Source organism: Sphingobium sp. EM0848, assembly GCF_013375555.1.
In the GTDB taxonomy this organism is placed as follows: domain Bacteria; phylum Pseudomonadota; class Alphaproteobacteria; order Sphingomonadales; family Sphingomonadaceae; genus Sphingobium.
Genome location: NZ_JABXWB010000003.1, coordinates 51,970 through 66,169, shown reverse-complemented (window position 1 = coordinate 66,169; position 14,200 = coordinate 51,970). Strand labels below are relative to the sequence as shown.

Here is a 14,200-nt window from a genome sequence, read left to right as displayed (position 1 = left end):
CCAATGGGAAGGTGCTATGCGCACCGCAAATTATGGCGATATGAATTACGCTATTTCAATAGCTTAACTGCACCCCTTGGTGCGTGGGGTGTGCATGCAAAATGCCCCTGTTGCTGGAGTGCGGCGAGAGACCTGCCATCGCCAAAAACCGGCCGGAAACCGTGCTTCCGGCGGGAATTCCATAGTCCATCCGGCGCCTAAGAAGCAAGCCCGTTCCGGCCCACAATCGGCAATCCGTCAGCAAATGGCCATCATCTGGGGCGAAACTCCTTGCCGCCCGATGGCATCCCTCATCGCGCCGATTTCGACTAAAACAAAGGATGAATTTCATGGCTGTGATCCTCTCCCGCGAGGAACTGTACGACCTTGTCTGGCGGACCCGCATCCGCGATCTGGTGAGGCCCTTCGGGCTATCGGAACCGACGATCAAGAAGCGCTGTAGCGAGAAGGATATTCCCCTGCCCAATGTCCGCTATTGGACGCAGCGAGGCAAGGGAAACCAACCTCCTATCCCTCGCCTCCCGCCGCGCGGCCCCGGGATGGACGAACTCGTCAGCATCGAGCCAAATCCGCAACGCCCGGTGCCCATATATTTGACGGAGGAAGAGTTGCTGGGGCCGGTGCCCGACCCGCCCGAATTTGCCGAACCGCTGGACGATATCCGGCAACGCTATCTGGCCGAGGTGGGCACTCCTGAAGTGTCGCGTGACCTCTCCGGGCCACACCATAAAATCCGCGCGCTGCTGGCCGAAGACGCGGAGCGCAAGAACCTTCAAATCGAACGCGGCTACGCCTACGGTTCCGACGCCCCACGCTTTGAAACCGCCTTCGAGCAGCGCCGCCTGCGTATCCTTAACGCGCTCATGATGGCGGTCGCCAAGGCGGGCGGGTTGATCAAGATTTGGGACCATTATGCCCGGTCGACCATGCTCCATATCCACGACATAACCATCTACCTGTATCTCGACGATGCGGCGGTGTGTGAGAAGCGTCAGGAGCGACGTTATTCAGGCGAGCCGAAAATGACGGGGATTCTGCAACTCGACCTTCAACGGAGCTGGGACCAGCGCACCCCCGATGCCTGCTGGTCGGACGATAAGGGCGGACCGATGGAGGTTAAAATCGGCGCGATCGTCGCGGAATTTTTCGTCCAGGCGGAGGCCGCCTATCGCGCATTCCGCATCTCGGAAAACAGCCATCGCGCCTACCGCAAAGCCGCCCATCTTGAATGGGTCGCAAAGGCCAAGGAGAAGGCAGAAAAGGAGAGGGTCGAACGGGAAGAAATGTTACGCAAGGCGCGGATCGATCATCTCATGGGAGTGTCGGCCGACCATCAGCGGGCACAAACCATTCGCGCCTTCGTCCACAGCGCGGCGGACACTCTTTCCCCTTCCCCGCAACTGGAAAATTGGGCAGCCTGGGCGCTCTCGGTCGCGGCTGATCTGGACCCGATAAGCAACGGCCAGCTCTCCGAAACATTGCTGGAAATTGCCACGACGTCGCTTGGCTAATCGTCGCTATGTGGGCAGGCACGACGACACGAAAACGCCGCGCCTGCCGCTCATCTTATGCCGCTTCCCAAACCCGGTTGAGTATCTGGGCGGCCATCGCCGCCTTGTCCTGCGGGAGAAAGCGCCCGTAATGGTTGGCAACCATTTCCGGCGTGTCCTGGATGGCGTAGCTTGCCTGTTCGTAGGAGCCGGTCTGCTTCAAAATATGGGTCGCCAACACGTCCCGCACGTTGTGCGGCCCATGAGGCAGCAAGCCCTTGATCGCCCCGCGCCCCGTGTAGGGGTTGAACACGCCATAGCGTTGGATCACCAGCCGCCATGCTTCGTAGAAGGTGTTCTGGTCATAGGAGGCTTCCCGGCTGTTGCTCTTCATGGTCTTCACGAAAAATGTGCCTGGATCAGCGGCGCCGTTCAGCAAGACCGCCCGATCCCGTTCGATATAGGTATCGATGTAGCCGTACAGCCCGCCGAGGTCGGGCAGGAGCAGCCGGAAAGGTTGCCCGGCGAAGAAGGAGGAGTGCGCGTTCTTGAACGCGACTGAGGGCACGAAGACCTCCCATCCCTGATCCCGGTTGCTCCATCGGATTTCACCGCGCTTCCACGCCTCAAGCTGCCGCTCCGGTCGGGGAACCTCCCCGCGTGGGCATACCATGAGCTGGCGCAGATTTTTCTGTCTGAGGCCCAGATGAAGACCCAGGCGAAGGAGCAGATAGGACCGCACGGTTTCGGCCGCAGCGCGGGGATAACGCCGCGCGTCGGGCCGGTATTTCAGGACCTCCTCGGCAATCTTCAGATATTCGGCTACCGGACTCGGCGCTTCCAGAATGGGCAATATCGGCTCGAATGGATCGCGATGGATCCGGGCCACGCGCGCGATCTGCTTGACCCGCGCGGCCGCATGCGCGTGCATGGTATCGCAGGCCTGATTCCAGTCCGATTGGATCGAGGCGACATCCTCGTCTGTCACCAGTTCCTTGATAGGCGTCAGCCGCTTGGCCAACTCGGGGTGCTGGCGAAGCCAACCCGTCTCGGCTCGGACGAGAGCCATGCCGTTCTGGAGCATGTCGCACTCCCAGCGAGTGAAAAAGCCCCGCCGCCTTTCGCGCCATTGCACATACCAGTCCCACACTCGCGGAAAGATCAACATCGCAAAGCTGAGGTCGCGAAGCGGAACGCCAAGCCCCTGAACCGATCCGCTAGGTGAAGCCGCTAAAGCGCCGAACATGAGGCCAAAATGCTCGACCCTCTGAAACGCAGTTTCTTCATTCCACACGCCGATCCGCTGGAACCCGATCTCGGTCAGGGCGGATGACTTGAAGCGAATGAGATCGGCCATTTCCGCCGCCAACCGGGGCGGTGCATCCGCGAGTGCATCGGCCTGTTCCTCGTCACCCTCGACCCTCCCGTCATCCATCTCGATCGGCGGGGCCTTCGCCTTCCTGCCGATCAGCTCGGGAAACCGGATAGCATAGCGGCTTTTCATCGCCTGCGCCTGAAAGCGGCGGTACTCCGTTGCGCCAGAGATCACCACGTTCTGGACCCACTCCAGTATCTCCTGTTGCGCCTTTAGGGATCGCGTGTTGAAATCGTCGGGGAGGTGCCAGGCCAGCCGCCGCTGCTCAGCCCGTGCCACGCCTTTGACTTCGATACCGGACGCAGCGCGGGCCGGATGCGGGAGCTTGGCTTTGAAATATCCGGCCGGGAGGCCGTAACGGGTTTCAATGCGGGCGAGGATTTGGAGGCTGGCAACGCCTTGTGGCGTGCGGCGGCCACTGAGCCATGCCTTGAAGGTCGCGCTGTTGAACGTTTCGCCTGGCCGAATAATCGCCTTGTGAAGCGTATAGTAGCTTTCCGAAAAGCGAGACAGATGCAGGAGCAGTGCATCCCGAAACCCCGGCGGGTCAATCCATTCGGCTGAATTCGGGACTGGCTGTTCCACGACCGGGGCGGGCTTCCGTCCGCGCGTGGACGGGAGGGGTTCGTTCGCGTCGCGGCAAGCGCGGCGTGACTCAATGGGCATTGCAGATCATATCCATTTTCTGATGTGATTTACCGGGCCGGACGGCACGGCTGCGAGCTAACGCCCGCGCCACATCGAATTAATATGTTGCAAATTCAATATTTTATGACATTCAAGCAACGATGGACTGGTTAAATCATATCGCGTGAGATTGGGGAAAATCTGGCTCAGCTTTCGGCTAGTCGCCGCTCGCAGACCAATTTCACCAGTTCGTGAAGGCGACCGACGCGCTCCCCGAGCCAGTTCAACTCCTCGTCCGTCACCTTATAATGGGGCGAATAGCGGGCGTTGACATAGGCCTGGCGCAACAGCTCAAAACAGCGGCGGCCGAATTTGTCATCACGCGGCCATGCTTCAATCAGTTCGGGGGCAATTTCCTCTGCCTGACCGCGCATAAAGGTGAGCTTGTGAGACTTCGGGGAATACAATGTCAGCACCAGCATGGTGCAATGATATAGGCGCTCAGCAGCCTGATGCATCAAGAATGCCGCGTCGCGAACCTTTCGCACACCACGGTAAAATTCGGCACCTAACCGTGCACTCTCAGCCTGTTCAAACCAGTAATTGAAATATTCCTGAGCTTCCGCTCTTGCTTCGGCTGGAGGAAGTTTACGCGGCGTAACCAGCCCAAACCCCTCTGCCTCGTAGAGCGCGATTCCCTGCTTGGCGATGTCGACGAAAAAGGGTCGTCCCTGCTCAAGCCTCTTGTTCACATCCGTGAGGCTATGAACAATAAAGCCCACCGGGGCACTGAGACTGCCGGTTATTGTCACCTCGCGCATAAGCCGATCCTCAGCGCTTGCCCAATAATCCACTATATCCGTCAGCCGCTCGTCATTCACGACGACCAAAATGTCATAGTCGGATTTGTAACCGCCTATCGGGTCGTTAACCCAATCGCCCCGCGCGTAACTACCGTACAAGATTACCTTGAGAATGCGCGCTTGTTTCTTCCATGGCGCCGTGGTTGCTCCGATGGCTGTGGAGAACTCCTCAAACAGGATGCGCACCACCTCTTCCAGTTCCTGCTGGTTCGGCGCCGGTAGATGATCCAGGTCGGTACGCATGATAGGATTACCCTGTCGGGAGAAAGCTTATAAAGCAAGAGCTAAGCCCTCAAACACAGGCAGCGAAGCCTCGGCATGCGCCGGTAATATCACACGCCACCCCTTCTGTGCGATAGAACGAAACCAGAACCTCTTGCTTACCGAATCTCTCGGCGATAGGGTAGCCACCAAATTTATTGTCGCAGCCTTGGGGGCATATGAGTTACCGGCTAATCGATCTTTTCTCGGGAGCCGGCGGGATGACGCTGGGGTTCACCGATCGCCGGTTCTGCGGTGGTTTCGAAAGTGTGTGGTCGCTGGATTTTGATGCAGCGGCCGTGGAAACGCATCGCGCCAATTTCGGGCCGCACGCGGACCACGGCGATATAGAGGAATGGGTTTCCTCGAATCGCCCTATCCCTGCCGCCGACATCGTGATCGGCGGCCCCCCCTGCCAAGGCTTTAGTCTACTCAACAAACGCCGTGTCGGCGATCGTCGTCGTGCGCTCTGGCTCCCGTTCATGGATGTAGTTCAGCGTAGCGGCGCTTCGATGTTTGTGATCGAGAATGTGGCCGAGCTATATAAGTCACCCGAGTGTGTCGAAATCGAGAAATACGCGAAAAAGCTCGGCTTCAACACCGTGAAGGAAATCCTTTTGGCGGCTGATTATGGCGCTGCGCAGACGCGCAAGCGCACTGTCATTATCGGCTACAAGCGCGGAATGACTGCTCCGCAGTTTCCGCCGCTCCCCACCCATGCACAGCCTAATTCGATCACAAACTTACCGGCCTGGAGGACGGTCCGGGATGTGATTGCCAATCTTCCAAAGCCAGTCGGCACAGAAATTCGTAAGGCCAAGGCTCCGCTAAATTTGCATTTCGGGCGGACCCCGACCGAAAAGAGTCTCAAGCGCTATAAGGCCGTCCCTCCGGGCGGAAACCGTTTCGATCTCCAGCGCAACGCCCCGGATATTACGCCCGATTGCTGGATTAGAAAGACCAGCGGGGGAACCGACTTGTTCGGGCGTCTCTGGTGGGATCGACCCTCCGTCACCATCCGCACTGAGTTCTTCAAGCCTGAGAAGGGCCGCTATCTGCACCCCGATCAGGATCGTCCAATCACGCATCGCGAGGCCGCGCGCATCATGGGCTTTCCTGATGACTTCAAGTTCGTGGGGACGAAAGTTGAGATCGCGCGTCAGATCGGCAACGCCGTCCCTCCACCGCTTGCTGGAGCGATCGCGTCAGTAGTTCGCCAGATTCTTGACGGAAAAATGAAAGCCGCAGCTTAAAGCGGCTCAATCTCCAAGGCACCGGTTCGGTGGGTTTCGTCATGATGCAGGTTGCATAGCGTGATGAGGTTTTCGGCTGTGTTCTCTCCTCCGTGGGCATGCTGTTTAATGTGATGCGCTTCTAAGTAGTTCGGCACCAGCCTTTGGCTGACCCCCTTAACTGAAACTGGTCGGGCTGCGCTCCGCGCGATATTATGTCGACGTCGTCAGCACGGAGGTTGCTTTTTGCTATGGTGCTGGAGAGCCCGTAAAGTAGTTTGGACCCGGGGCGCCTCGATCACCCCCATTGGCGCCAGGGAGCAGCCATGTTCCTGGAGCGCGTTCCTTAGAGTTCTTTTCGGTGAGGTCCCCACGCTGGCGGCACTGGTGAGAGGAGAGTCTCGATGGAGATCATGCACGAACGTGTCGCTGGTCTGGATGTACACAAAGCGATGATCGTGGGCTGTGTACGCCTGGCGTCGGAGGGCAAGACAAGCCGGGAATGCCAGTCCTTCGAGACCACGACGGCGGGCCTGTCGTCCTTGCTGGCGTGGCTGACGGACTCAGGCTGTAGCCATGTCGCGATGGAGGCGACCGGGGTCTACTGGAAGCCGGTGTGGAATATCCTGAGCGAGGGCCCCTTCGATCTGATCCTGGCCAATGCCGCGCACATCAAGAATGTTCCGGGCCGCAAGACCGACGTCAATGACGCGACCTGGATTGCCGATCTGGTCGCCTGTGGCCTGATCCGGGCGAGCTTCGTTCCCGACCAGGCGACGCAGGAGCTGCGTTCGCTGATGCGCATGCGCAAGCAGCTGATCCAGGAGCAGACCCGCCACACCCAGCGGATCCAGAAGACGTTGGAAGAGGCCAATATCAAACTGGATTCGGTAATCAGCGACATCATGGGCGTGTCGGGCCGCCGGATGATCGAAGCGATGATCGCCGGGATCCGCAATCCGGCCAGGCTGGCGGCCCTGGCCGATGGACGGGTCAAGGCCACTCCCAAACATCTGTATGATGCGCTGCATGGGCGGCTGACCGATCATCACTGTTTCATGCTCAGGCTCTACCTCGAGCAGTATGACGCGCTGGACAAGGCGATCATCGAGATCGATCGGGCAGTTGATGCCGCAATCGCTGCCATGGACCAGCAGGTGGCGCCCGGGCGAGCCACCTTTCGATCCCTGATCCATCTTCTCAACACGATGCCGGGCATCAGCACCCTGTCGGCCACCAGCATCCTGGCGGAAACCGGCACCGACATGAGCCGCTTTGCCACCGCCGGGCATTTTGTCGCCTGGGCCGGGCTGTGTCCGGGGCAGAATGAGAGCGCCGGCAAGCGCAAATCCTCGCACCTGCGCAAGGGCGGGCGCTGGCTCAAGACCGTGCTGGTCCAATGCGCCTGGTCTGCCGTGAAAAAGAAAGACAGCTATTACAAGGCGCAGTTCAACCGCTTGCGCAGCCGGCGGGGACCCAAGAAAGCGATCTGTGCGGTCGCCGCCGCCATGCTCACCGCGATCTGGCACATGCTCACAAACGGCGTCGTACATCAGGATCTTGGCATCGACCACTTCGACCGTCGCTCCGCCGAATGCAAAGCCAGGCGTCTGGTCGCCCAGCTCACCAAGCTTGGCTTCCAGGTCGAGCTTCAACCAATCGCAGAGGCCCCATGATCCACAGACAATCGGTTTTGTTTCTCCTTAGCGATGATCGGAGGCAGGGAACCCGTGCGGCCAGCCGCATCCCACCCAACGACACGACCAGTTGTCCCGTCGCATGACTTCCCGTCGGACGATCTCCGGGATATGGCGATCATGTGCCGGAGCCTGCTCATCTCGCATCAATACATAAACGCCGACCGGCAGTGATGGATCGCCGCTAGTCCGTGTAACTACCGGCCAACCGTCCTCAGTTCTGAGCTCTCGGGTACGACGCGCCCATTCGCTCACATTGCCGGCGACATACCGCAATTCCTCCGAGGTGATCGGCTTGCCCACATTGGCTCGGAAGAACCGCAGCAACTTATCGCGCACCCCAGCCTCACTCTTACGAATCTGGTTCGCCATATTCCAACGATGTGCGGCGTCGCGGTCCTGCCGATCCTCTGCAAGCATATACTGGTCAGGCTTCATTACAGGCGGCAGGTCAGTACCGTCACCACCTTCCGCGTCAGCATCCCGCTGTTCGCGTGCGGTCATCCCGGACAGGATCGGCCAGCCTTCCTCAACACGAAGCTCACGGAGTCGTCTCGCATATTCGCTAATACCCGCGACGATCATCAATTCGTCGCCGTCGATCACTTGGCCGGGAAAGGTTCGAAGATAGGCGAGGATGCGTTCACGGGCAGAGAGATTCGATCCCTGCGGGAGCAGCGAACATCCTAGGTCCTGGAGCTGCTTATGGGCAGGCACGAGCGCTCGGACCTGATCTCTCAGGCCGCTCTCTCGAAGGTGCTGCTCGAAATTAGTGAGAAGCTCAATCAGGCCGCGCCGCAGCGCCTCCGCATCGTTCCCGCGTGGTCGCCTCGCCATCAGCCTTCTGCCCGGGGCGAGAGGATATAGTAATTGCCGTCCGCCTCCGCCCGGTACACCACCAACTCCACAAAATCATCGTCAGTGGCAATCTGCAACCAAGTAGGCTGTGCTCCGGGACGAACGCTCTGATAGTCTGGAGATGAGCAAATAATTTCGAGCATTTCGGGCGGCAGAGGCTGGAAGACTAAGCCATCAACGGGCAACATCTTCGCCAAGAACGGAACAACGTCGTGTCTGCTCGTCACCTGCGCCAACACGCCCTCTAATTCTTTGCTTAGTCCCTTCAAAGTTCGCCCCGCCCGGTCACACTATCCACCCTACTCAAGATCGCGGACGCAGGTTTAAGCTCGCACTCCCAAAGAGTCACCACCTTAAAGCCTAGCACGGTCAACTCCTGCTTGGCGGTAAGGTCTCGCTCCTTGTTGCGTTCGATCTTGGCCCGCCAAAATTCTATGCGAGTGGCGGGCAGCTTGGATCGGCGACAGCCTTCATGCCCGTGCCAAAAGCAGCCGTGTACAAAAATTGCCGTCTGATATTTGGGCAGCACGATGTCGGGAGAGCCCGCAAGGTCATCTAGATGAAGGCGGAAACGATACCCTGCTCGATGCAAAACGCTTCGCACCAAAAGCTCCGGCTTGGTGTTCTTGTTCCGCACACGGCTCATATTGGCGCTTCGCGCTTCCGGCGTTATTCGATCGACCACAGAATGGTAATAGCGCTGATGACGGGAGAGTGGGAGAAAAACCGCAGCTCAGAGGCAGGAAACATGATCTAAGCCGGGCGCGGTTAGCGGTCCTCGGCCTTCATGGTGCCCACTGAACCCTGGAATTGCCTTCACCCTCAGCCCGCTCCCAACATGCTTCAATGAGAACACATAGAGAACTTCAATCCATTAAAACACACTCTCATGCGCCTCCATATCGTTTCGGTGTAGAAACCCTCTAGCCAACGTACTCAACTTATGCATTTTCTTTAGAGGGCAAGGGGGTGCATTTGAGTATTTACGATCAAAAACCGCAACGCTTCTTAAAGCGCCTGCATCGAAAAATCGAGAACCCTCATACCCGCCTGTATTGTGCAGGCTTTGAGTTGGGCGAGTGGCGCTGTAAGCAATTCGCATTTCATTTGGCCGAATGGCTACCCGATTATGCGCTTCCCGAAGAAGAATTACGATTTGACCATGGGAACGTGTTAGTAAAATTGAACCAGGCGGCAGTTAGAGTTTACACTAGCACAAAATATGCTTCTCGGGGTGAAGCTGGCGAAATTGCGCTACACGCGATATGCCGCGATTTTTTCAAAACAATTCCGTTGTCGCCGCGAGTGTTTTACAAATCTGCGTCCAATGACGTGGTCAAGGCATTCGATATGGTACACGCCCGGTTTCCGAGCGATGGATCGGTTCAGATTTGGTTAGGCGAGTCCAAGCTTTTCAAGTCCGGTGCATCAGCGATTGCGGACGCGATCAAATCGATAAAGCTTCACATTGATGAAGGCTTCCTTTCCAATCAAAAATTGCTTCTTGGCCCACAAATACCGAAATCCACACCGCGATATGATGAAATTATGCAGCTTTTCAGCAGACAAGAAAGCCTAGATACGCTGATAAAGAATGCAGTATTTGTAGTAGGAATATTGTGCGATAGTAAGGCTGTGTCAGCGGCAAAAGAACATGGCCAAAGCTATTTTGAAGCAGCCATCGGTGAACTTGAAGCAATAGAAACTAAGCTATCCGCAAGTGGACTTCCCACAAAATTAAAACTTGTCTTAGCCTACATTCCCTTGGCTAGCAAAAAGGAATTCGTTAGCTCGTTCGACAATCGCCTTAAGGGGCTGCAATGAGTATCTCAAATACCAACTGGATAGAACTTGCTCAGAAGAATGAGTTTGATTTGAAAGGTGACGTCTTTTCGATCTTGCAAGATGCGTCGAACCGGATTCAAAACGCTCCGGCGGATGACCCTGAACTTCTCGCGACAATACCGCGCCTTGCCGATCTAATGGCCCGCCGAAATGAGCTTCAATCTTTCAGCGAGGCGTTTAGTGCTCTGGCACGTTCCGTTGGCTTATGGAACTATATTGATCGTTCATCGGCATCGGCCCAAGATGAACTGGCCGCAGAGCGTGCGACGATTCCCGGCCTAGGTCTAACCCTCCATCGCGAACAATTATCGGCCCTTCACACTCTAGCAAGCGGCAAAAACCTTATATTGAGCGCGCCCACAAGCTTCGGTAAAAGTATTCTGATTGATGCTCTTCTATATCAACCAAAATTCCGGCGAGTGGCAATTGTCCTGCCCACTATTGCTCTGCTCGATGAATTCCGAAGACGCCTCATCACTAGGTTTGGTGAGACATTTGACGTATTAATGCATCATTCCGAGAAGGCAAGTCGCGAAAAGGTCATTTTTCTGGGAACTCAGGAAAGGTTGATCAACCGCGATGACCTAGGTACCCTCGATCTCGTCGTCGTTGACGAATTCTACAAGCTCGATCCTCACCGAAAAGACGATAGATCGGTGACGCTAAACGCCGCAGTCTATAAACTTCTCAGCAAAGCTCGTCAGTTTTTCTTTTTAGGGCCAAACATTGATGGGGTCTTAACATCAGAAGGTAGCCGATGGAGATTCGAATTCCTAAGAACCCGATTTTCCACAGTCGCCGTTGATACGATCGACCTCAAATCCGTTTCCAATAAAGATGTTCGCCTACACCAAGAAATTAAGATGCAGTCCAATTGGCCTGCGTTAGTTTTCGTCTCGTCACCAGACAAGGCGAACAAACTTGCCAGCGACATAGTCGAGAATGGAACCAAGCTTGGCAATGGAACTGCTCTATCCAAATGGATGGCAGATAATTATGGAGGAAAATGGGAACTTTCCGAGGCAGTTGCAGCGGGGATTGGTATTCACCACGGCCGCATCCCAAGGGCACTCGCCTCCCGGTTTGTTAAACTTTTTAACGACAGAAAAATACCGGTCCTAATTTGCACTTCGACCTTGATTGAAGGAGTAAACACCGCAGCCAAGTCAGTCATGATTTATGACAAAACAATTGCGAACCGCCCCTATGACTTTTTTACGTTTTCAAACATTAGAGGTCGCGCCGGAAGGCTAGGAAAGCACCACGTAGGTCAAGTTTATCTATTCCATGAACCTCCCGATCATGAAGACGTCGAGGTAACGGCGCCACTCTTCGGCGATCCTGAACAGGCCCCCGACGAATTCGTCGTCCATATGGACGATGTAGACCTTTCTCCAGTTGTGTCTGACCGCCTTGCAGACATGGCAGAGAGAGTAGGTTTAGAACCTCATCAGATACGTCGATTCTCAGGATTAGGAGTAGAGACGCTAGTCGGGCTGCGAGCTGCTGTAGGGGCCGCCGTGCGCGCTCGAGCCGCGATCGCGTGGAGCGGCAGACCCTCATACGATAATCTCGCTGCGACTTGTGAAGTTATTTGCAAAGTGACGAAGGCACAAGTTTTTGGATGTGGATCGGCTCGCCAACTCGCCTTATACATCAGCAAATTGAGACAAAGCGCGACTATGAAGGAATTTTACCATTGGCACTCGGAGAGTTATAAAGGACTACCGCAGAGGATTGATAACGTTTTTAAGTTTCTCCGTGCAGCTGAATTCAGTTTACCCGAATACTTTGCGGTGGTTGAGCTATTTGCGAAAATTAACATGCCGTCGCGAACATTAGATTATTCGCTGATTTTAGCAGAACTGCCTAGATGGTTTCGCGACGAAAGCCTGAAAATCCTTGAGGAACAAGGCGTTCCAATTCAGATATCCGAGAGATTTCTGCGTAATGGCGACACTGTCACGACTTTGGGGACCAGACTCCGTGCGATCGCCCTAAATGAGCAATCACAAATGTCGGCAATGGAACGGCAATGGATAGCAGATGCCATTCCACGGTAGAATTACACTCAGATAGAATCATGTAAATCTTCAGTAAGGCTTCCCAATGATTGATGATCTCATAATTGGCACTACCGCAAATTTTTTTTCATGCCAAAAGCCAATAAATGCCGCCGTCGTCGAACGCCTCTTTACGAGTTTGCGCAGCGGTTCGCGAAAGCCATCCACCAACCTATTTCGCCACGTCCGAGAAGCCCATGATGGCAGCGTGATTTCAGCCATCTGCTTTTCACACGAGCGAGCCGCCGGTTTCTTAACAGCGGAGAAGATGGCGTTTGATCGCGTTCATGGCTTTTTACTTATCGTTGAGCGAGCCAGTCATATCGCCATTTTTAAATCAGGCCTCGAATTGCCGACGACCTTCAAAGGTCGCCATCTTGCGCGAGCTAACCCCGGTAGTGTGGAGGCTGCAATCGCTACCGCAGAGGCTATTTTTGAGAAGGTTCGTGTCAAAAGCACATCGCAATCGAAACAGGGCGTTCGAGCAAAAACAGTGGAAGCCAACAACCTTGAGGAGGCGATGCCTCTCGCAAGCGCTAACGGCTTCTTTGCACAAGGATATAGCGTAGCGCGGGCTGACGGATTTTTCTCTGCAACACCGGGAACAGGGCGAATTGCCAAGCGCAGTGATAAAGGGGATGCGGCGATAGCCATTGAATGGGCCGCAGAAGTAATGGACCAGTTAGAGGCAGGCGGCGCAACCAATGCCCGCTTCATCCGAAACTTCGCACGGCGCTTGGGCCTGGACGCGCTCCCCCCTGACACTACTCCAATTACGTTCGCTCTTGACACACCTCAGCTTTCTGAACTGCTCTTGGCGGAGACGCCGCTTATTCGCCTAGTTCGGAAGGACCCTACGACCGGCAATTTCACACAACTCACCGTGGCCGAAGTGGAAGATATCCTAGCAGCTATTGGAGAGGTATTTCCGGTTAGACCCGGTAGGCCAGATTTTCGGATTAAACGCGGTGCTCGAAATATAGGCACGATCCGCATGACGAAAACTAGGATTGCACTTCGCGCCCTAAATATGCCTCAAGTCGTCGGAATAGAGGTCGAACACACTGAATTTCCGGTTGGTGATGATGAGGATCGAAAGGCGTTCGTGCGCTACCTCGATCGCGAGAATTTATTCACGATCCTCTTTACCGATCCTACCATAGCCTATTTGGAAGGCGAAGTATTCCGTAATGAAGCTATGCAGGACGGAGGCGCTAATTTCTTACGGCACCTCCTACCTTCACTCCTACTAGGATCAGCTACAAGCGAAAAAGGGGAATTCGAAATTGGCCAAGAACAGTTTGGTGAGGGCAGTGTATTCCGTCAAATTGCAGATGAAATCGCAGTGGGGGATGACGTTCTAATTTGTGACGACCTCGGTGACGAGTGGGCCGATTTTATAGGTCTTAACACGCAGTCCCGACCGCCAAGTGTGAGCTTTTATCATGGAAAGCACGGAACTCTAACTCTTGGAGCGTCGGCATTTCATGTTTCTGTGAGCCAAGCCCAAAAAAATTTAGGTCGACTAACTCTTGCCGCCGATGCAATGGAGGCGAAATATCAGGGCTGGGCGGGAAATTACACCAGCGGTAGTGGCGTGGCCACGGAGATTTGTAAGATCATTCGCGGTGGGGAGATAGTAGAAATTCGCCAAAAAATCGATGAAATTCGGTGGGCTCCAGACGCGGTCAGGCACGTATATATCGTTACTTCTTCGCTCAGCAAGCAGGCCGTCCAAGATGCTTTTACGGAGATTGCGTCTGGCGGTCGCCCTTCCGCGCATTTCGTTCAGCTATTTTGGTTACTGACAAACTATTACTCAGCATGTGCAGAAATGGGAGCTGTAGGGTTTGTAGTTTGTCAACCGTAGATTGGATTTCGATCGGTCT

At 55.4% G+C, this 14,200-nt stretch carries 12 protein-coding genes; 6 read left to right on the top strand and 6 right to left on the bottom strand.

Features of this window, described 5'->3' with window-relative positions; genetic code table 11:
- Nucleotides 1–329 precede the first annotated feature (329 nt).
- Nucleotides 330–1,511, top strand: a complete 1,182-nt coding sequence (locus HUK73_RS16480; protein WP_176593122.1) for a hypothetical protein — start codon at nt 330–332, stop codon at nt 1,509–1,511.
- 55 nt (nt 1,512–1,566) lie between these two features.
- Here the strand turns inward: HUK73_RS16480 and HUK73_RS16475 are convergent, their stop codons facing one another.
- Nucleotides 1,567–3,531 (bottom strand): hypothetical protein, encoded by a 1,965-nt coding sequence (locus HUK73_RS16475; protein WP_176593121.1) that lies wholly within the window; start codon nt 3,529–3,531, stop codon nt 1,567–1,569.
- A 167-nt stretch (nt 3,532–3,698) separates the two neighbouring features.
- The gene (locus HUK73_RS16470; RefSeq protein WP_176593120.1) at nt 3,699–4,598 is read right to left on the bottom strand and encodes a HEPN domain-containing protein; all 900 of its coding nucleotides are present in this window, start codon (nt 4,596–4,598) and stop codon (nt 3,699–3,701) included.
- 197 nt (nt 4,599–4,795) lie between these two features.
- Between HUK73_RS16470 and HUK73_RS16465 the strand changes: the two genes are divergently transcribed.
- Entirely contained in the window at nt 4,796–5,869 is a 1,074-nt protein-coding gene (locus tag HUK73_RS16465) for a DNA cytosine methyltransferase (protein ID WP_176593119.1), read from the top strand.
- Here the strand turns inward: HUK73_RS16465 and HUK73_RS27225 are convergent.
- Nucleotides 5,866–6,006: an HNH endonuclease signature motif containing protein gene (locus HUK73_RS27225; protein ID WP_218036631.1), complete on the bottom strand. Its 141-nt coding sequence runs from the start codon at nt 6,004–6,006 to the stop codon at nt 5,866–5,868. The genes HUK73_RS16465 and HUK73_RS27225 overlap by 4 nt on opposite strands.
- 246 nt (nt 6,007–6,252) lie before the next feature.
- Here HUK73_RS27225 and HUK73_RS16455 point away from each other — a divergent pair, with 246 nt between their 5' ends.
- Nucleotides 6,253–7,524, top strand: coding sequence for an IS110 family transposase (locus HUK73_RS16455; RefSeq protein WP_176591635.1), 1,272 nt, complete (start codon nt 6,253–6,255; stop codon nt 7,522–7,524).
- Between the two features lie 27 nt (nt 7,525–7,551).
- On the opposite strand, the gene HUK73_RS16450 is transcribed toward HUK73_RS16455, so the two are convergent.
- Genes HUK73_RS16450 through HUK73_RS16440 form a run of 3 tightly spaced genes read right to left on the bottom strand, consistent with a single transcriptional unit; the run spans nt 7,552 to nt 9,088 of the window.
- Nucleotides 7,552–8,382 (bottom strand): HNH endonuclease, encoded by an 831-nt coding sequence (locus HUK73_RS16450; protein WP_176593118.1) that lies wholly within the window; start codon nt 8,380–8,382, stop codon nt 7,552–7,554.
- Nucleotides 8,382–8,639 carry a hypothetical protein gene (locus HUK73_RS16445; RefSeq protein WP_176593117.1) on the bottom strand — a complete coding sequence of 86 codons (258 nt, stop codon included), beginning with the start codon at nt 8,637–8,639 and terminating at the stop codon, nt 8,382–8,384. Before HUK73_RS16445 ends, HUK73_RS16450 begins: the two co-directional genes overlap by 1 nt.
- A 29-nt stretch (nt 8,640–8,668) precedes the next feature.
- Nucleotides 8,669–9,088 carry a very short patch repair endonuclease gene (locus HUK73_RS16440; RefSeq protein WP_176593116.1) on the bottom strand — a complete coding sequence of 140 codons (420 nt, stop codon included), beginning with the start codon at nt 9,086–9,088 and terminating at the stop codon, nt 8,669–8,671.
- 290 nt (nt 9,089–9,378) lie between these two features.
- Between HUK73_RS16440 and HUK73_RS16435 the strand changes: the two genes are divergently transcribed.
- Genes HUK73_RS16435 through HUK73_RS26545 form a run of 3 tightly spaced genes read left to right on the top strand, consistent with a single transcriptional unit; the run spans nt 9,379 to nt 14,181 of the window.
- Nucleotides 9,379–10,227: a DUF1837 domain-containing protein gene (locus tag HUK73_RS16435; RefSeq protein ID WP_176593115.1), complete on the top strand. Its 849-nt coding sequence runs from the start codon at nt 9,379–9,381 to the stop codon at nt 10,225–10,227.
- Nucleotides 10,224–12,311, top strand: a complete 2,088-nt coding sequence (locus tag HUK73_RS16430; RefSeq protein WP_176593114.1) for a DEAD/DEAH box helicase — start codon at nt 10,224–10,226, stop codon at nt 12,309–12,311. The genes HUK73_RS16435 and HUK73_RS16430 overlap by 4 nt, the downstream gene beginning before the upstream one ends.
- A 46-nt stretch (nt 12,312–12,357) precedes the next feature.
- A complete protein-coding gene (locus tag HUK73_RS26545) occupies nt 12,358–14,181 on the top strand; it encodes a hypothetical protein (RefSeq protein ID WP_218036629.1) in 1,824 nt (607 codons plus the stop codon).
- Nucleotides 14,182–14,200 lie beyond the last annotated feature (19 nt).

Bases quoted from the DNA above. Each gene is read 5' to 3' on its own strand.
- HUK73_RS16480 (WP_176593122.1), top strand. From the start codon at position 330: ATGGCTGTGATCCTCTCCCGCGAGGAACTGTACGACCTTGTCTGGCGG.
- HUK73_RS16475 (WP_176593121.1), bottom strand. From the start codon at position 3,531: ATGCCCATTGAGTCACGCCGCGCTTGCCGCGACGCGAACGAACCCCTC.
- HUK73_RS16470 (WP_176593120.1), bottom strand. From the start codon at position 4,598: ATGCGTACCGACCTGGATCATCTACCGGCGCCGAACCAGCAGGAACTG.
- HUK73_RS16465 (WP_176593119.1), top strand. From the start codon at position 4,796: ATGAGTTACCGGCTAATCGATCTTTTCTCGGGAGCCGGCGGGATGACG.
- HUK73_RS16455 (WP_176591635.1), top strand. From the start codon at position 6,253: ATGGAGATCATGCACGAACGTGTCGCTGGTCTGGATGTACACAAAGCG.
- HUK73_RS16450 (WP_176593118.1), bottom strand. From the start codon at position 8,382: ATGGCGAGGCGACCACGCGGGAACGATGCGGAGGCGCTGCGGCGCGGC.
- HUK73_RS16430 (WP_176593114.1), top strand. From the start codon at position 10,224: ATGAGTATCTCAAATACCAACTGGATAGAACTTGCTCAGAAGAATGAG.
- HUK73_RS26545 (WP_218036629.1), top strand. From the start codon at position 12,358: ATGATTGATGATCTCATAATTGGCACTACCGCAAATTTTTTTTCATGC.